This window comes from Pseudomonas gingeri (assembly GCF_013385425.1).
GTDB classification, from domain to species: Bacteria; Pseudomonadota; Gammaproteobacteria; order Pseudomonadales; family Pseudomonadaceae; genus Aquipseudomonas; species Aquipseudomonas gingeri_D.
Window position 1 is genome coordinate 168,112 of the sequence record NZ_JACAQA010000002.1, and the last position, 18,181, is coordinate 186,292.

19 protein-coding genes are annotated in these 18,181 nt (G+C 63.6%); 16 read left to right on the top strand and 3 right to left on the bottom strand.

All coding sequences use genetic code 11. The features are described from left to right. Positions 1-3 precede the first annotated feature (3 nt). The gene (locus HX830_RS01310; protein ID WP_152739440.1) at positions 4-1,995 is read right to left on the bottom strand and encodes an APC family permease; all 1,992 of its coding nucleotides are present in this window, start codon (positions 1,993-1,995) and stop codon (positions 4-6) included. Positions 1,996-2,219: 224 nt separating this feature from the next. On the opposite strand from HX830_RS01310, the gene HX830_RS31985 reads away from it, so the two are divergent. The 6 genes from HX830_RS31985 (at position 2,220) to HX830_RS01335 (ending at position 7,404) form a co-directional block, all read left to right on the top strand. Beyond that, positions 2,220-2,366: a hypothetical protein gene (locus tag HX830_RS31985; protein ID WP_164886179.1), complete on the top strand. Its 147-nt coding sequence runs from the start codon at positions 2,220-2,222 to the stop codon at positions 2,364-2,366. 94 nt (positions 2,367-2,460) lie between these two features. Then, positions 2,461-2,544, top strand: coding sequence for a K(+)-transporting ATPase subunit F (gene kdpF, locus HX830_RS32370; protein WP_100943765.1), 84 nt, complete (start codon positions 2,461-2,463; stop codon positions 2,542-2,544). A gap of 60 nt (positions 2,545-2,604) precedes the next feature. Beyond that, entirely contained in the window at positions 2,605-4,332 is a 1,728-nt protein-coding gene (gene kdpA, locus HX830_RS01320; protein WP_177098726.1) for a potassium-transporting ATPase subunit KdpA, read from the top strand. 16 nt (positions 4,333-4,348) lie between these two features. Then, positions 4,349-6,439, top strand: a complete 2,091-nt coding sequence (gene kdpB / locus HX830_RS01325) for a potassium-transporting ATPase subunit KdpB (RefSeq protein ID WP_177098727.1) — start codon at positions 4,349-4,351, stop codon at positions 6,437-6,439. A gap of 12 nt (positions 6,440-6,451) precedes the next feature. Next, on the top strand, positions 6,452-7,075 hold the full coding sequence (gene kdpC / locus HX830_RS01330) for a potassium-transporting ATPase subunit KdpC (RefSeq protein ID WP_177098728.1): 624 nt from the start codon (positions 6,452-6,454) through the stop codon (positions 7,073-7,075). 44 nt (positions 7,076-7,119) lie between these two features. After that, complete coding sequence (locus HX830_RS01335) at positions 7,120-7,404, top strand: hypothetical protein (protein WP_177098729.1); 285 nt, start codon at positions 7,120-7,122, stop codon at positions 7,402-7,404. Positions 7,405-7,532: 128 nt separating this feature from the next. Here HX830_RS01335 and HX830_RS01340 read toward each other — a convergent pair whose 3' ends face one another. Next, entirely contained in the window at positions 7,533-8,519 is a 987-nt protein-coding gene (locus HX830_RS01340; protein WP_177098730.1) for an aldo/keto reductase, read from the bottom strand. Positions 8,520-8,629: 110 nt separating this feature from the next. Between HX830_RS01340 and HX830_RS01345 the strand changes: the two genes are divergently transcribed. From HX830_RS01345 to HX830_RS01375, 7 genes are all read left to right on the top strand, one after another. Continuing rightward, entirely contained in the window at positions 8,630-9,538 is a 909-nt protein-coding gene (locus HX830_RS01345; RefSeq protein ID WP_152739449.1) for a LysR family transcriptional regulator, read from the top strand. A 105-nt stretch (positions 9,539-9,643) separates the two neighbouring features. After that, positions 9,644-10,234 carry an amino acid synthesis family protein gene (locus tag HX830_RS01350; RefSeq protein ID WP_103494624.1) on the top strand — a complete coding sequence of 197 codons (591 nt, stop codon included), beginning with the start codon at positions 9,644-9,646 and terminating at the stop codon, positions 10,232-10,234. A gap of 25 nt (positions 10,235-10,259) precedes the next feature. Next, a complete protein-coding gene (locus tag HX830_RS01355) occupies positions 10,260-11,093 on the top strand; it encodes an alpha/beta fold hydrolase (RefSeq protein ID WP_103494623.1) in 834 nt (277 codons plus the stop codon). Next, positions 11,090-12,571, top strand: a complete 1,482-nt coding sequence (locus HX830_RS01360; RefSeq protein WP_103494622.1) for an aldehyde dehydrogenase — start codon at positions 11,090-11,092, stop codon at positions 12,569-12,571. The genes HX830_RS01355 and HX830_RS01360 overlap by 4 nt, the downstream gene beginning before the upstream one ends. 12 nt (positions 12,572-12,583) lie before the next feature. Beyond that, positions 12,584-13,069: a flavin reductase family protein gene (locus tag HX830_RS01365; protein WP_103494621.1), complete on the top strand. Its 486-nt coding sequence runs from the start codon at positions 12,584-12,586 to the stop codon at positions 13,067-13,069. 101 nt (positions 13,070-13,170) lie between these two features. Then, complete coding sequence (locus tag HX830_RS01370; RefSeq protein WP_100943754.1) at positions 13,171-13,923, top strand: GntR family transcriptional regulator; 753 nt, start codon at positions 13,171-13,173, stop codon at positions 13,921-13,923. Position 13,924: 1 nt separating this feature from the next. Next, a complete protein-coding gene (locus HX830_RS01375) occupies positions 13,925-14,488 on the top strand; it encodes an NUDIX hydrolase (protein ID WP_152739450.1) in 564 nt (187 codons plus the stop codon). Positions 14,489-14,494: 6 nt separating this feature from the next. Here the strand turns inward: HX830_RS01375 and HX830_RS01380 are convergent, their stop codons facing one another. After that, positions 14,495-14,788 (bottom strand): DUF1330 domain-containing protein, encoded by a 294-nt coding sequence (locus HX830_RS01380; protein ID WP_152739451.1) that lies wholly within the window; start codon positions 14,786-14,788, stop codon positions 14,495-14,497. Between the two features lie 75 nt (positions 14,789-14,863). Here HX830_RS01380 and ribBA point away from each other — a divergent pair, with 75 nt between their 5' ends. The 3 genes from ribBA (at position 14,864) to HX830_RS01395 (ending at position 18,180) form a co-directional block, all read left to right on the top strand. Beyond that, on the top strand, positions 14,864-15,976 hold the full coding sequence (ribBA, locus tag HX830_RS01385; RefSeq protein ID WP_177098731.1) for a bifunctional 3,4-dihydroxy-2-butanone-4-phosphate synthase/GTP cyclohydrolase II: 1,113 nt from the start codon (positions 14,864-14,866) through the stop codon (positions 15,974-15,976). A gap of 237 nt (positions 15,977-16,213) precedes the next feature. Further along, the gene (locus HX830_RS01390; protein ID WP_103494617.1) at positions 16,214-17,239 is read left to right on the top strand and encodes a polyamine ABC transporter substrate-binding protein; all 1,026 of its coding nucleotides are present in this window, start codon (positions 16,214-16,216) and stop codon (positions 17,237-17,239) included. After that, positions 17,236-18,180 (top strand): ABC transporter permease, encoded by a 945-nt coding sequence (locus tag HX830_RS01395; RefSeq protein WP_177098891.1) that lies wholly within the window; start codon positions 17,236-17,238, stop codon positions 18,178-18,180. Before HX830_RS01390 ends, HX830_RS01395 begins: the two co-directional genes overlap by 4 nt. The last annotated feature ends 1 nt before the right edge of the window (position 18,181 follow it).

The window sequence follows — 18,181 nt, forward strand, 5'->3', positions numbered from 1 at the left end:
TTCTCAAGCCATCACGCTCTTGTGTTCGGACCCACTCAATCTGAGAGGCAGAATCACCAGGGGAATGCCATCCAGATGAAGTCGGCGCTGCAGCAGCAAGGGCGTCTGGTTGTGCAGCCACTCGCTGAAACCCCAGCTGTCCTGCAGGATCAGCTTGTTGCTGAAACAGACGCAGCCCGGGTAATGCCGGGTCGCCTCACCGAGCAGCTTCTGCAACTCGGCGACCGGGTCGGTGCCGTAGCCGATTCGCCGTGTCGCGCTGATACCGGCCTGGGCACAGAAGGCCTCCAACTGATCCATGGACTCGTCGAGCCGGGTCTTGCGCCGTTGCACACCGTCGATCCGCCCCCACACATGCCCTTCCACCTTGACGATGCCGACAAACACCACATTGGCGAAACGGTTCGGGAACAGACGCTGCACCCAAAGCAAGGTATGGATCGCCGCGCCCCAATGTTCGGTGGCCAGGATCACCGCCGTCGGCGCGTCTGGCGTGGGCTCGATGCGGGTGACGGTTGCCAGCACCTGCGCCGGCAGGGTGAACTCGGTATCCATCTGCAGGCGCAGGGTTTCCACCTTGGCGTAGTGGTGCCGGACCAGGGCACAGCCGCCGATCACCAGCAGGGTCAGGCAAAGGGTCGCCCAACCGCCTTCGAAGAACTTTTCCGTCAGGGTCACCAGCAGGATGCCCGAGGCCACGCAAAAGCCCGTGACCGACACCAGCATCCGCCCGAGCCAAGGCCCTTCGCGGCGATGCTGCCACCAGTGGCGGCACAGCCCGGCTTTGGCCAGGGCCAGGCTGAGAAACACATTGATGCTATAGAGCACCACCAGCAGCCCCAGCGATCCCCTTGATAACAGCAGGATCAGCAGCGCGCAGGCCCCCACGAAAACCACCCCGTTCTGCTTGACCAGGCGGTTCGACAGGTTGCAGAAACGGTGCGGCAGCCAGGAGTCGGCGGCCATGCGGCCGAGCAGCGAGGGGGCGAAGATCAGGATCGAATTGGCCGCCACGAAGACAATCGCACCTTCCAGTGCCAGGGTCAGCAGGAGCAGCCCATGACTGGCACCCGGTGCAATCCCGAGTTGCTCGATAACGGCCTTGAACACCACTGCGTTCAGGGTCTGCCCATAGGTCGGTTGCGCCCCCCAGAGGCTGTACAGAAGAATCATGCCGCCGGCCATGAACGCCAGGGAAAAGCCCACCGAGAGCAAGGCGGTGCGACCGGTCTTGATCCGGGGCTCGGCCAGCAGGTTGACGTTGTTGGCAATCGCTTCGGACCCCGCGTAGGTACTGCCCCCCAGGGAATAAGCCCGCAGGAACAGCGCCACCAGCAAGGGCCAGCCGATATCCCCGGACAAGGCCACGGTATCAGCGGAGCTGCGCACCAGCGTGCCCGTCAGGTCACCGGCTTTCGAGGCAACGCCATAGACGATCAGCCCCACATGCACCAGCACAAACCCCAGCGTCAGGGGCAGCAGCAAGCGGATCGAGTCGGCGATGCCGCGCAGATTCAACAGGATCAGCAGCAGCACCAGGCCGACCTCCACCACCAGCTTGTGGCTCTGCCACTCAACCGGCAACAGGCTGAACAACGCATCGGTGCCACTGGCCAGGCAAACCGCAATGGTCAGCACATAGTCGACCAGCAAGGCGCAACCGGCCACCAGGCCGAGCCTGGGGCCCAGCAGTTTCGAGACGATCTTGTAGTTGCCGCCGCCCGAAGGAAACAGCTCGACCACCTGACGATAGGCCAGCGACAGGACCCAGACGGTCAGCAGCGTCGCCAGGGCCAGGAACACCCCCAGCTCGGGATGGGCCCCCAGCGCCAGATAAGCTCTTTCCGGGCCATAACTGACCGAAGCCAAACCGCTGGCTCCCAGGCCCGCCCAGGCCAGCAGACCGACCAGCAGCGTATGGGCGCGTGTATCGGGGGCCAATGGATCGCGCGCGGGCCCGATAATCCCCTGTGCCAGCCGTTCCAGTTTGAGCATGAGCGCCGCCTTGAATGCGTTGTTAATAGCCTTGATGTCAGTTAGGACCCCAGGTGTCAATTCGCCAAGTTTCTTTACGGAAAATTGATAGCGCCAACGCCTAAAAAGACACAGGCCTTATCAGACCCGGATAATCCGAAACTTATACTGAAACTGTACCCACCGAGATCGGCCAGACCGATTGAAAGTGCCCACTAACGCTACAGGTATCGAGGACTAACATCATGTTACTCAGCGCACTCCTGTTTGCAGCGATCATCGGCTTTTATCTGTTATGCGGGCTGGTCGTCTACTTTGCCGACAACGTCATCACGCCCTCGAAAGCCCCGGATATCAAGCCCGTGCTGCCGAACCGGCACAGCCGCAACTGATCCTGGAAACGGCTCGCCGACCGATTTAAAGTCACGCAGCGGGCGTGCCCCGTCCGCTGCCCCCACTCAAACACGGCAAGAAGGAATACTCGACATGGCCATTGATCTATTACTGGCGCTGGTGGTTGGCGTAGTGATCTATCTGTTCTACGCCGTTATCAATCCGGAAAAGTTCTGACGGCCTGTTTCTGTTTAATAGCGCACGCCAGAACAGTCCGCTGATTCAGGAGTTAACGCAATGTCACACCTCTGGCTACAAATCATTATTACCTTGATCGCCACCCTGGCACTGAGCCTGGTGGCGGGACGTTATCTGGCCAGGGTGGTGACTGATCAGAAAACCGTGCTCGACCGGGCGCTCGATCCACTGGACAACCTGCTCTACCGGCTGATCGGCAAACAGGCCTGCAGCCAGGCGATGAACTGGAAAAGCTACACCCTGCACATGCTGGCGACCAACCTGGTGATGGCCCTGCTCATCTACCTGGTGCTGATCTTCCAGAATGTCCTGCCGCTCAACCCGCAGCATTTCGCCGGCATGGAACCGATGCAGGCGTTCAACACCGCCATCAGCTTTATCACCAACACCAACTGGCAGAGTTATGGCGGCGAAAGCACCCTGTCCAACTTCAGCCAGATGGCCGCCATCACCTTTCCGATGTTCACCTCGGCGGCGACCGGTTTCGTGGTGGCAATTGCCTTTATCCGTGCCTTGCTGGTCACCGACGGCGGCGCCAATCTGGGCAACTTCTACCGCGACCTGATCCGCTTTATCACCCGGGTGCTGCTGCCCGTGGTGCTGGTGCTGAGCCTGTTCCTGATCTGGCAAGGCGTGCCGCAGACCCTGGATGCCAGCCTGGTGACCGATACCCTGCAAGGCAGCCACCAAACCCTGACCCTGGGCCCGATCGCCGCACAGGAAGCGATTGAAAACCTCGGCACCAACGGCGGCGGCTTCTTCAACGTCAACGCCGCGCACCCGTTCCAGAACCCCAACGCCCTGACCAACTTCGTGCTGATCCTGCTGATGGCCAGCCTGCCCGCCGCCCTGGTGGTGATGTTCGGCCACATGATCAAGAACCACCGTCAGAGCGCGGTGATCTATAGCGTCATGGCCCTGATGCTGGTGGGTTTCCTGCTGCTCTGCGTGATTCCGGAGCAGGCCGGTACGCCGCTGCTGAGCCAGCTGGGTATCGATCCCCATGCCAGCGCCCTGCAGGCCGGCGGCAATATGGAAGGCAAGGAAGTGCGTTTCGGCATCGCCGAAAGCGGACTCTACGCCGCCTACACCACGGCATTCACCACCGGCTCGATCAACTCGATGCACGACAGTTTCACCCCACTGGGCGGTCTCTCGACCCTGGTGCAGATGATGCTGCAATGCGTCTTCGGCGGTAAGGGCGTGGGCTTCCTCAATTTCCTGATCTACGGCCTGGTCGGGATCTTCGTCGCCGGCCTGATGGTCGGGCGCACCCCGGAGTTTCTCGGCAAGAAGATCGAGAAGCGCGAAATCATCCTGGTTTCGCTGGCCATGCTGATTCACCCGCTGGTGATCCTCGCGCCCTCGGCCTGGTCGATGGTGATGCCCTACGGCGTGGCCGCGCTGGGCAATGCCGGGGTGCATGGCTATTCGGAAGTGCTCTATGCCTTCACCTCCGCCGCCGCCAACAACGGCTCGGCCTTTGGCGGCCTGAACGCCAATACGCCCTGGTACAACCTCGCCATCGCCTGCGTGATCGTGATCGGTCGCTACCCCTCGATCATCTTCCTGATGGCGGTGGCCGGCTCACTGGCGGCCAAGCCGACCCTGCAGCCCAACATAGGCACCCTGCGTACCGATACCCCGATGTTCGGCATCTGGTGGCTGGCGACGATCGCTATCGTCGGCGCACTGACCTTCCTGCCGGCGCTGGTCCTGGGACCGATCGCCGAGTTTTTCGCCATGAACAAGCACTTGCTGTTCTAAGGGTGAGGAGACTGAGATGAAAATTGAAAAAGCATTGCCACTGGCCCCGCTGTCGACCCCGGTTGCGGCCCGCAAGGCGCCGCGCGCGGAGAACCGGCAGGAGCGTCTGCGGCTGATCCTGGTCGAACCGCTGAAAAAGTTCGATCCACGGGTGCAGATCAAGAACCCGGTCATGTTCGTGGTCTGGATCGGCACCCTGGTGACCGCTGCGCTGACGATCAACCCGCAACTGTTCGGGCCATCGAATGCCACGTCGCTGTACAACGGCGTGGTGACCTTCATCCTGTTTATCACGGTGTGGTTCGCCAACCTCGCCGAAGCCATGGCCGAGGGCCGTGGCAAGGCCAAGGCCGCTTCGTTGCGCCACACCACCACGCAGCTCAATGCCACCCGGCTGCTCTCTGACGGCCGCCAGGAATTGGTGTCCGCTGCATCGTTGCGCAAGGACGACCTGGTCAAGGTCAACCGCGGCGAACTGATTCCCATGGACGGCGAAGTGGTCGAAGGCGCGGCCTATGTCGACGAGTCGATGATCACTGGCGAATCCGCACCGGTGATCAAGGAGTCCGGTTCGGACGTCAACTCCACGGTCACCGGCGGGACCAAGGTGATCTCCGACTCGTTGGTGATCCTGGTCACCGCGTCGCCCGGCAACACCTTTCTCGACCGAATGATCAGCCTGGTGGAAGGCGCCAAACGGCAGAAGACCCCGAACGAGATCGCGCTGACGGTGCTGCTCTCGGTGCTGACCCTGATCTTCGTGATCGTGGTCACCGCCATCGCCCCGGTGGCGAGCTACCTCAACGCACAGATCAACGTCGCCGACCTGGTGGCCCTGATCGTCGCGCTGATCCCTACCACCATCGGCGCCCTGCTCTCGGCCATCGGTATTGCCGGGATCGACCGCACGCTGCGCTTCAATATGCTGGCGATGTCCGGCAAGGCCGTGGAAGCCGCCGGCGACGTCAACACCCTGCTGCTGGACAAGACCGGCACCATCACCATCGGCAATCGCCAGGCCACCGAGCTGCTACCGGTCAAGGGCGTCACCCGCCAGGAGCTGCAACAGGGGGCTTACCTCGCCTCGTTGTTCGACAGCACCCCGGAAGGCAAGTCCACCAGCGCCTATGCCAAGAGCCTGGGTGTCCATGAAGAAAACCGGCTGGAAGAAGCCATCGGCATGGACTTCTCGGCACAAACCCGCATGAGCGGTTCCGATCTGGCCGACGGGCGCGTGGTACGCAAGGGCGCGGTGGATTCCCTGGTCAACTACGTCAGGGACAGCTACGGCAGCGAGATTCCCGCCGACCTCGAGCGCCTGGCCCTCGGCGTCAGCCAGCAAGGCGCGACGCCCCTGGCGGTGGCCATCGACGGGCGGATCCTCGGCATCATCAACCTCTCCGACGTACTCAAGCCGGGAATCCGCGAGCGGGCCGCACAACTGCGCGCCATGGGCATCCGCACGGTAATGGTCACCGGCGACAACCCGACCACCGCCAGTGTGATCGCCGCCCAGGCCGGCCTCGACGATTTCGTCGCCCAGGCCACCCCCGAGGACAAACTCAAGCTGATCCGCAGCGAACAGGCGGCCGGACACCTGGTGGCCATGACCGGCGACGGCACCAACGACGCCCCGGCCCTGGCCCAGGCGGATGTCGGCCTGGCCATGTACACCGGGACCATGCCGGCCAAGGAGGCGGCGAATATCATCGACCTGGATTCCGACCCGACCAAGCTGCTGGACCTGGTCACCATCGGCAAGCGCATGCTGATCACCCGCGGTGCCCTGACGACCTTTTCCATCGCCAACGACGTGGCCAAGTACTTCGCCATCCTGCCGGCGCTGTTCATGGTCGCCCTGCCGGGCCTGGCGGCGTTGAACCTGATGCACCTGGCCACGCCGCAAAGCGCGATCCTCTCGGCGCTGATCTTCAACGCCCTGATCATTCCGGCGCTGATTCCCCTGGCCCTGCGCGGGGTCAACTTCATGCCCAAGAGCGCGGAAACCATGTTCTATCGCAACTTGCTGGTGTATGGCGTCGGCGGGCTGATTGCGCCCTTTATCGGCATCAAGCTGATCGACCTGTGCCTGGCACCCTTCCTGTAGGAGGATCTGATCATGATCAAGTTCTTGTCACCGGCCCTGCGGGTCACTGCGGTCACCTTCGTACTCTGCGGCATGGCCTACCCCTTCGCCGTCACCGGGATCGGGCAGTTGCTGTTTCCCGCCCAGGCCAATGGCAGCCTGCTGAAAAACCCCGAGGGCCAGGTGATCGGTTCGGCATTGATCGGCCAGCAATGGGATGCCCCACAGTGGTTCCATGGGCGGCCATCGGCCACCACCGACACCGATCCCAAGGACCCGCTGAAAACCGTGCCATCGCCCTATAACGCGGCCAGCTCCTCGGGCTCCAACCTGGGGCCGACCAGCCAGGCCCTGAGCGATCGGCTGACCGCCGACCGGCATGCCCTGGAGCAGTCCCAGCCGGAACTGGCCGGCCAGAACCTGCCCGCCGATATGCTGACCACCTCGGCCTCCGGCCTGGACCCGGACATCAGCCCGGCCAATGCCGCCTTGCAGGCCACCCGCGTGGCACAGCAACGCGGCGCACCGCTGGATAACGTGCTGGCGCTGGTCCAGGCCAATACCCAGGCGCCGGCGCTGGGGGTGTTCGGTGAATCGCGGGTCAATGTGCTGGCCCTGAACCTGGCCTTGCAACGGGACTATCCGAGCCATCAATAAGGCGGGACAATAGGCGGGACTTAACCTGCAATAGCGACACCGCCATGAACGTACAAGCTTCACGCAACGCCCCGTCCCTGTTCTGCCTGCTGGTGCTGGCGATCAGTTTTTCAATGATCGCCGGCTGTTCGGGGAGAGGTTCGCAAACCCCGGTCGGCGGTTACGCCTGCTACGCCAAGGCGGTGCCGACACTGGGGGATGGCGGATTGGCCTGGGGGCCGAACGTGAAAAGCGCCAGCGTCAAGGCGATGGGCAACTGCCAGCGCTACGCCGCTGAATCGGGCGGAACGCCGGCGACCTGCAAGGTCACCCTGACCGGCTGCCGCTAAAAGCACACCGCAACACCTGTAGCTGGCTTGCCGGCGATGAGGCCAGTAAGCCTTGCATCGACCTTACTGACGTCATCGCCGGCAAGCCGGCTCCTACAGGAAACGCGTTCAACCTTGATGGACAGGCGTTAGCCGCGGATACCCGGCGCCATGAACTCGGGACCCACAGGGTCCTTGACGGTATTGAGCAGGATCTGGTCGATCTGCTTCAGTTCATCCGCCGACAGGCTCCAGCCAAAGGCGTCTTCGATGCCCTTCAATTGCTCAGGCTTGCGCGCGCCCCACAAGGCGATGGTCGGCCCCTGGTCGAGCACCCAGCGCAAGGCCAGGGCCAGCACCGACTTGTCATGCCGCTCACGGGCGTAGAGGTCCAGCGCCGCCACGGCCGCCAGGTACTGTTCGAAACGCGGGGCGCGGAATTTTGGATCGACACCACGGATATCATCGCTGCCAAACGCCGTCGCCGCGCTCATGGAACCGGTCAGCAGCCCGCGGCACAGCGAACCATAAGCCAGCACCACCAGCGAATGCTGCCTGGCATAGGGCAGAATGTCGCTATCGATGGCCCGTTCGAACAGGTTGTAGGGCGGCTGCACCGTGGCCAGCGCGGTGTATTCACGGAACTCGTCCATCTGCGCCGGCGAATAGTTACTCACGCCCACCGCCAGGATCTTGCCTTCCTGACGCAGCTTTTCCAGCTCCAGCGCGGTTTCCTGCTGTTCGACCAGAGGGTCGGGCCAGTGGATCTGGTACAGATCGATATAGTCAGTCTGCAAGCGCCGCAGGGAGTCTTCAACTTCCCGACGAATCCGCACGGCCGTGGCGTTACGCCGAACCGAACCGTCATCCCACTGCAAGCCGGCCTTGGTGGCGATAACGGCTTGATCGCGTACGCCCTTCAAGGCCTTGCCGATCAGCTCTTCGGAATGCCCCTTGCCGTAGACCGGCGCGGAATCAATCAGGTTGATACCCCGTTCCAGGGCGTGACGCAGGGTCTGGATCGAGACTTCATCGTCCGCGCCTCCCCACATCCAGCCGCCCATGGACCAGGTGCCGAGGGCAATGCGCGAGACCGGTTTGTCGATACCGGCGATGGCGATGTGTTCGATGCTCATGATGATCTCCAATGGAATCGAAGCATAAAAGGATCATGATTTTAGATCATCCATGGTTGAATAAGGCTCAACACCCCGTTCACCTTCTCTCCTCGTAAAGAACCCATGACATGGCAGCTTTCAACCGCTCCGAACTGGCCGATCTCAATGTGTTCATGGCCATCATCCGCCGCCGCAGCTTTCGCCAGGCCGCCCATGAACTGGGGGTCACCACCTCGGCCCTGAGCCACACCCTGCGCAACCTGGAAACCCGCCTGGGGGTCAAGCTGCTCAACCGCAACAGCCGCTCGGTGGAACCCACGGATGCCGGTGCCCTGCTGGCGCAGAAGCTGGCCGTCGGTTTCGCCACCATCCAGGAAGCCCTCGACGAACTCGACCGTTATCGCCATGCGCCGATCGGCCGGCTGCGCCTGAATGTGCCCCGGGATGCCGCCCGCCTGCTGGTCAGTCCGGTGCTCGGCGAGTTCATGGCGGCCTACCCGCAGATCAACCTGGACCTGAAGGTCGAGGACCGTCTGGTGGACATCGTCGCCGAAGGTTTCGATGCCGGTATCCGCTATGGCGCGACGGTGCCCCAGGACATGATTGCCGTGCCCCTGACCGGCGAGTTGCGCTGGATCATGATTGCCTCCCCCGACTATCTCGCCCGCCGTGGCGTCCCGGAAAAACCCGCCGACCTGCTGGAGCATGCGTGCATCCGGATGCGCCTGGGCGACAACACGGCCTACAAGTGGGAACTGGGCAACGGCGCGCAAATGATCCGCCTGGATGTCCCCGGAGCCCTGACCGCCTCGGATACCCAGGCGGTGATCGACGCGGCGCTGGCCAGTGTCGGGATTGCCTATTGCCTGGAAAAACGCGTCACCCGGGAACTCGAGGACGGCAGCTTGCAGGAGGTGATGCCGGACTGGTCGAGCATGGGCGCCCCGTTCTGCCTCTACTACTCCAGCCAGCGCCAGTCGCAGCCGGGGCTGCGGCAGTTGATGGAGATGATCCGTCGGCACAACCTTCCACTGTAGGACTCGCCCTCGCGGCAACCTGAATACTTTCAGGAGGGGCTTGCACAGCCAATATTATGGTATACCATCATACCACATGATCAACGTGCACCCAGGAGCCCCCTTATGAGTTTCGAAATCCGCAAGATCGTCAGTTATTCCGAACAGACCCTGATCGAAGGCGGCAAGGCCGCGGACAAACCGGTGACCATGATCGGCCTCGCCGTGGTGATGAAAAACCCCTGGCTGGGTCGGGGTTTCGTCGAAGACCTGAAACCGGAAATCCGCGCCCACTGCTCCGACCTCGGCGCCATGATGGTCGAGCGCCTGGTGGCCGCCATCGGCGGTGCCGACAAGATCGAGGCTTACGGCAAGGCCGCGGTAGTCGGCGCCGACGGTGAAATCGAACATGCCTCGGCGGTGATCCACACCCTGCGCTTCGGCAACCACTACCGCGAGGCGGTCCAGGCCAAAAGCTACCTGAGCTTCACCAACAAGCGCGGCGGGCCCGGCACCTCGATCCAGATCCCGATGATGCACAAGGACGACGAAGGCCTGCGCTCGCACTACATCACCCTGGAAATGCGCATCGAAGACGCTCCGCGCGCCGACGAGATCGTCGTCGTGCTCGGTTGCGCCGACGGTGGTCGCCTGCACCCGCGCATCGGCAACCGCTATATCGACCTGGAAGAACTGGCCGCCGAGAAAGCGCGGTAATCAATAAGAAAGGCAGGAGCGCTCCATGATTCGGCTCACCGCTGAACGCACCCCGGCTGGCACCAGTTACCTGGCGACCGGCCAAGGCCAGCCTGTGGTCTTGATCCACGGCGTGGGCCTGAATAAAGAAATGTGGGGCGGCCAGATCGTTGGCCTGGCCACGACGTACCGCGTGATCACCTACGACATGCTCGGCCACGGCGCCAGCCCGCGCCCGGCCAGCGGCACCCCGCTGCTCGGCTATGCCGACCAGTTGCTGGAGCTGCTCGACCATCTGCAATTGCCCCAGGCAAGCGTGATCGGCTTTTCCATGGGCGGGCTGGTAGCGCGGGCGTTTGCCTTGCACTACCCGCAACGTCTGCAAGCCCTGGTGGTGCTCAATAGCGTGTTCAATCGCAGCGCCGAACAGCGTGCCGGCGTTATCGCCCGCACCGCCCAGGCCGCCGAGCACGGACCGGACGCCAACGCCGAAGCCGCGCTGTCGCGCTGGTTCAGCCGCGAATACCAGGCGGCCAATCCCGCGCAAATCGCCGCCCTGCGCCAGACGTTGGCGGACAATGACCCACAAGGTTACCTGACCACCTATGAACTGTTCGCCACCCAGGACATGTACCGTGCCGAGGATCTGGGCGGCATTCAGGTGCCGACCCTGATCGCCACCGGTGAGCTGGACCCGGGGTCGACCCCGGAAATGGCCCGCCAATTGGCCGAACGTATTCCCGGCGCCACGGTTGCCGTGCTCGCCGAGCAACGGCATATGATGCCCGTGGAGTCGCCGCGCCTGGTCAACCAGGTGCTGCTGGACTTCCTCGCCAACGCCCACGCCCGACAAAATCAGATAAAGGGGATCGTTGCATGACACTCACCCGCTTCCAGATGTGCATCGACGGTGAATGGGTCGATGCCCTGTCCGGCCAGACCTTCGACAGCCTCGACCCGGCCCTGGCCGAACCCTGGGCACAGTTGCCCGACGCCGGCGAAGCCGATGTCGAGCGCGCGGTCCAGGCCGCGCAAAGGGCTTTCGACAACCCGACCTGGCGTGGCCTCAGTGCCACCGCCCGGGGCAAGCTGCTGCGTCGCCTCGGCGATCTGATCGCGGAAAACAAGGAGCGCCTGGCCCAACTGGAAAGCCGCGACAATGGCAAGCTGATCCGCGAAACCCGCGGCCAGGTCAGCTACCTGCCGGAGTTCTTCCATTACACCGCGGGCCTGGCCGACAAACTCGAAGGCGGCACCCTGCCGCTGGACAAGCCGGACCTGTTCGCCTACACCGTGCACGAACCCATGGGCGTGGTCGCCGCGATCATCCCCTGGAACAGCCCGCTCTACCTGACCGCGATCAAACTGGCACCGGCCCTCGCGGCGGGCAACACCATCGTGCTCAAACCTTCCGAGCACGCCTCGGCCACCGTCCTGGAACTGGCGCGCCTGGCCCTGGAAGCCGGCATTCCGCCCGGCGTGGTCAATGTCATCACCGGTTACGGCGCAAGCACCGGTGCCGCCCTGACCCGCCACCCTTTGGTGCGCAAGATCGCCTTCACCGGCGGCGCGGCCACCGCCCGCCATGTGGTACGCAGCAGCGCCGAGAACTTCGCCAAGCTGTCCCTGGAACTGGGCGGCAAGTCGCCGAACATCATCTTTGCCGACGCCGACCTGGACAGCGCGATCAACGGTGCCATTGCCGGGATCTACGCGGCGTCCGGCCAGAGTTGCGTCTCAGGCTCACGACTGCTGGTCCAGGACGACATCTATGACGAATTCGTCGAGCGCCTGGTGGCACGCGCCCGGCGCATTCGCATCGGCAACCCGCAGGACGACGCCAGCGAGATGGGCCCCATGGCCACCGCGCAGCAACTGGCCGTGGTCGAAGGCCTGGTGGCCGACGCCCTGGCCGAGGGCGCGCGCCTGCGCCTGGGCGGCAAGCGCCCGCCGAACCTGGGTAACGGCTGGTTCTACGAGCCGACCCTGTTCGAGTGCGACCGCAACTCGATGAAGATCATGCAGGAAGAAGTCTTCGGTCCGGTGGCTTCGGTGATCCGTTTCAAGGATGAGGCCGAGGCCCTGGCCATCGCCAACGACTCGCAGTTCGGCCTCGCCGCCGGCATCTGGACCCGCGACCTGGGCCGCGCCCATCGCCTGGCCCGGGACATCCGCTCCGGGATCATCTGGGTCAACACCTACCGCGCGGTCTCGGCCATGGCACCCATCGGCGGTTTCAAGAACAGCGGCTACGGTCGCGAGAGCGGCATCGATTCGGTGCTGGCCTATACCGAGCTGAAAACGGTGTGGATCAACCTCTCGTCAGCCCCCATGCCCGACCCCTTCGTGATGCGCTAGGAGACAAACGAGATGATCGAACCCGGTATCTACAAAGAAGTCATGGGCTCCTTCCCGTCGGGCGTCACGGTGGTCACCACCCTGGACGCCGAGGGGGGCATCGTCGGCATCACCGCCAGTGCCTTCAGCGCCCTGTCCATCGACCCGGCGCTGGTGCTGTTCTGCCCCAACTACGCCTCGGACACCTACCCGATCCTGCGGGACAGCAAGCAGTTCGCGATTCACCTGCTGTCCGCCGACCAGACCGCCGAAGCCTACGCATTCGCCGGCAAAGGCAAGGACAAGGCCAAGGGGATCGCCTGGCACCTGAGCGCCCTGGGCAACCCGCTGCTGGACAAGGCCACCGCCATCATCGAGTGCGAACTGTGGCGCGAATACGACGGTGGCGACCACGCCATTATCGTCGGCGCGGTCAAGAACCTGATCCTGCCCGAGCAAGCGGTGACGCCGATGATCTACCACAAGGGCAAGCTCGGCCCGCTGCCCGCGCTGGCCTGAGGTTTTGCCACGGCGCGAGCCGACGCGAATGAACGGCGCATGATAAGCTTGCCGGTGATTTCGGCCCTCGATCGGCCCCACGAACTTTTAGAGCGGATCCCATGAAACGCCTGCCACTCGACGACAGCTTCAAGGTCAATCGCAACCCCGTTACCCTGCGCGAAATCGTGCTGGACAAGCTGCGAAGCGCCATCATGAACTTCCAACTCATGCCGGGAGACCGCCTGGTCGAGCGCGACCTCTGCGAGCGCCTCGGCGTCAGCCGCACCTCCGTGCGCGAAGCCCTGCGCCACCTCGAGTCCGAAGGCCTGGTGGCGTTTGCCGATGCCAAGGGGCCGAGCGTCGCCATCATCACCCTGGACGATGCGGTCGATATCTACGAACTGCGCTGTGTGCTGGAGGGCCTGATCGTCCAGCTGTTCACCCTGCGGGCCAAGGCCAAGGACATCAAGGCCCTGGAAAAGGCCCTCGAAGTCAATCGCAAGACCCTCAAGGACGGCGAGCTGCAGCAGGTCATCGACTCGGTGCAGGGTTTCTACGACGTCCTGCTCGAAGGCTCGGGCAACCGTGCCGCGGCCACCCAGTTGCGCCAGTTGCAGGCCCGGATCAGCTACCTGCGGGCCACCTCGGTGTCCCAGGAAAACCGGCGCGGCGCCAGCAACCAGGAAATGGAACGCATCGTCGAGGCCATCAAGAGCGGCGACCCGCTGGCCGCCCACCAGGCCTCGGTCGACCACGTGCGCGCGGCGGCCAAGGTGGCGCTGGAATACCTCAAGCGCAAGCAGGACGAAACCGGCCCGGCCCCCGAGATCACCGCGCCCATCGCCCTCAAAGAACCCCGTATGGGCCGCTGACATGCCCAGCCCGCGCTTCTGCCCGCAGTGCGGCGGCGCCGACCTCGCTCGGCAAGTGCCGCCGGGCGATACCCATGAACGCCTGATGTGCGCGGGCTGCGGCTACATCCACTACGTCAACCCGAAGATCATCGCCGGCTGCATCATCGAGCGCGACGGCAAGTACCTGCTGTGCCAACGGGCGATCCCGCCACGGCCCGGCACCTGGACCCTGCCGGCAGGCTTCATGGAAGGTGGCGAGACCACCGAGCAGGCGGCCCTGCGGGAAGTCTGGGAAGAGAGCGGCGTGCGCGCGGAAATCCTCTCGCCCTACTCGATCTTCAGCGTGCCGCAGATCAGCGAGGTGTACATCATCTTCCGCGCCATCGCGCTGGAGATCACCGGCCAGTTCGGGCCGGAAACCCTGGACTACCAATTCTTCGCGCCCGAGGACATCCCCTGGGACAGCATCTACTACCCGGCGATCCGGCAGATCCTCGAACGCTACATCGAGGAACGCCAGGCCGGGGTCTACGGCATCTACATCGGCAACGACGACAGCGGCAAGATTCACTTTATCCGCTGAGCGCCCTCAGGGCGCCATGCCCTCGACAATGATCACTTCGGCCCGGGCCGCGCCTTCGCGGTGCCCGCGCGCCTCCTGATACTCCGCCGAACGATAGCAGGCCAGCGCCTGGTCGTAGGAGTCGAACTCGATCACCACATTACGCTGTGGCGTTTCCCGCCCCTCCAGGGCCTCGGCGCGCCCGCCCCGTGCCAGCATGCGTCCGCCGTAGCGGGCAAATACCGCTGGGGCGCGGCTTGTGTACTCGGTGTATTGCTCGGGGTCCGTGACATCCACATGGGCAATCCAGTAAGCCTTCATCGATGACCTCATTGCTGGTTGATTTTGTATTATGGTATACCATAAATCACACATTCAGACAGAGCGAGCGCCGGCATGGCCTTTGACAGTATCCAGGACATCATCGACGACTACCGCCAGGGCAAGATGGTCCTGCTGGTGGATGACGAAGATCGCGAAAACGAAGGCGACCTGCTGATCGCCGCCGACCGTTGCAACGCCCAGGCTATCAGCTTCATGGCCCGCGAGGCACGCGGGCTGATCTGCCTGACCCTGACCGACGAGCATTGCCGGCGCCTTGGCTTGGAACAGATGGTGCCGAGCAACGGCAGCGCGTTCAGCACCGCCTTTACCGTGTCCATCGAAGCCGCCCACGGCGTGACCACCGGCATTTGCGCCGCCGACCGCGCCCGCACCGTCGAAGCCGCGGTGGCCGCCGATGCCCGCGCCGAAGACCTGGTCCAGCCCGGGCATATCTTCCCCCTGCGGGCCCGGGAAGGCGGCGTGCTGACCCGTGCCGGGCACACCGAGGCCGGTTGCGACCTGGCGCGCCTGGCCGGCTTTACCCCCGCCTCGGTGATCGTCGAAGTGATGAACGATGACGGCAGCATGGCCCGGCGCCCGGACCTGGAAGTATTTGCGCGAAAACATGGCATCCGGATCGGCACCATCGCCGACCTGATCCACTACCGCCTCAGCACCGAGCACACGGTGCTGCGGATCGGCGAACGGGAACTGCCGACGGTGCACGGCATGTTTCGCCTGATCACCTTCGAGGACCGCATTGAAGGCGGCGTGCACATGGCCATGGTGATGGGCGATATCCGCCGCGATACGCCGACACTGGTGCGAGTCCACGTCATCGATCCGCTGCGTGACCTGGTCGGCGCCGACTACCACGGGCCGAGCAACTGGACGCTCTGGGCGGCGCTGCAACGGGTCGCCGAGGAAGGCTGCGGCGTCGTCGTGGTGCTGGCCAACCACGAATCTTCCCAGGCGCTGCTGGAGCGCGTACCGCAGTTGACCCGGCCAGCGCGCCAGTACAGCCGTTCGCAATCGCGGATCTATTCGCAGATCGGTACCGGGGCACAGATACTGCAGGACATCGGTGTCGGCCAACTGCGCCACCTGGGGCCGCCGCTCAAATATGCCGGGCTGACCGGCTACGATCTGCAGGTGGTGGAAAGCATCCCCTTCACGCAACCCTGATACCCCGTAAAAAAGCGCCAAGGCCGGATCACCGGTAAGGCAAAGTGCTTGCAGAAAGTTTGGAATACCATAATATGATATTCCGTAGACCGGAGATATTTGCCAAGTGCCCCCGACAGGGAAAGCACCCATAAAAGCCCTTGGCGCGGTCGCCTTAAAAGGCCCCGATGGACCTACTGCTCCCGATAGGCGGGCATCAACAACCCGCTCAAAAACACAACAAATGAGGGCGTGAAAATGGTGTTGAACAAAGGTGCAACCGCGACATTGCTCGCGGGTTTCCTGGCAATCGGCAGTTCCTTCGCCATGGCCGCCGACAGCGTCAACTTCGTCAGTTGGGGCGGCAGCACCCAGGACGCGCAGAAACAGGCCTGGGCCGATCCGTTCAGCAAGGCCAGCGGCATCACCGTGGTCCAGGACGGCCCCACCGACTACGGCAAGCTCAAGGCCATGGTCGAAAGCGGTAACGTGCAGTGGGACGTGGTCGACGTCGAAGCCGACTTCGCCCTGCGCGCCGCCGCCGAAGGCCTGCTCGAGCCGCTGGACTTCAGCCAGATCCAGCGCGACAAGATCGACCCGCGCTTCGTCTCGGACCATGGCGTCGGTTCGTTCTACTTCTCCTTTGTCCTCGGCTACAACCAGGGCAAGCTGGGCGCAGGCAAGCCCCAGGACTGGAGCGCCCTGTTCGACACCAAGACCTACCCGGGCAAACGCGCCCTCTACAAATGGCCGAGCCCCGGCGTGCTGGAGTTGGCCCTGCTGGCCGACGGCGTGCCCTCCGACAAGCTCTACCCGCTGGACCTGGATCGCGCCTTCAAGAAACTCGACACCATCAAGAAAGACATCGTCTGGTGGGGCGGCGGCGCGCAGTCCCAGCAGTTGCTGGCCTCCGGTGAAGCGAGCATCGGCCAGTTCTGGAACGGCCGGATCTACGCCTTGCAGCAGGACGGCGCAGCGGTGGGCGTGAGCTGGAAACAGAACCTGGTCATGGCCGACATTCTGGTCGTCCCCAAAGGCACGAAAAACAAGGCGGCGGCCATGAAGTTCCTGGCCAGTGCCAGCAGCGCCAAGGGCCAGGCCGACTTCTCCAACCTGACCGCCTATGCCCCGGTCAACATCGACAGCGTCGCGCGCCTGGACTCGGTACTGGCACCGAACCTGCCGACTGCCTACGCTAAGGATCAGATCACACTCGACTTCGCATACTGGGCCAAGAACGGTCCGGCCATTGCGACACGGTGGAACGAATGGCTGGTCAAATGAAAATGACGGCCACGCTTTCCCCTGACACCCGTCCGACCGGGAGCGCCCCTGGCGCTGCCGGCCTGGCCAGCAGCAAGGCGGCGGTCATGCAGCAGTCTTCCACGTATGCGCAGCGCTGGCGGGGGGCGGGTAACCTGTTACCCGCCCTGCTGTTCCTCGGCCTGTTTTTCCTCGCACCACTGATCGGCCTGTTGCTGCGTGGCGTCCTGGAGCCCACGCCGGGGCTTGAAAACTACCAGCAACTGTTCGCCAACTCGGCCTACGCCCGGGTCCTGCTCAACACCTTTTCGGTGGCCGGGCTGGTCACGCTGTTCAGCCTGCTGCTGGGCTTTCCCCTGGCCTGGGCGATTACCCTGGTGCCCCGTGGCTGGGGCCGTTGGCTGCTGAATATCGTGCTGCTGTCGATGTGGACCAGCCTGCTGGCCCGGACCTATTCGTGGCTGGTGCTGCTACAGGCTTCCGGGGTGATCAACAAGGCATTGATGGCCATGGGCATTATCGACCAGCCGCTGGAGATGGTGCACAACCTGACCGGCGTGGTGATCGGCATGAGCTACATCATGATCCCGTTCATCGTCCTGCCGTTGCAGGCGACCATGCAGGCCATCGATCCGATGATCCTGCAGGCCGGGGCCATCTGCGGGGCCAGCCCGTGGCGCAACTTCCTGCGGGTGTTCCTGCCGCTGTGCCGGCCGGGGCTGTTTTCCGGCGGGCTGATGGTCTTCGTCATGTCCCTGGGTTACTACGTCACCCCGGCCCTGCTGGGCGGCGCGCAGAACATGATGTTGCCGGAGTTCATCATTCAACAGGTGCAGTCGTTCCTCAACTGGGGCCTGGCCAGCGCCGGTGCCGCCCTGCTGGTGCTGATCACCCTGGTGTTGTTCTACTTCTACCTGAAGCTCCAGCCGGAATCCCCGGTCGGTGCCAGTAACGCGAGGTAAG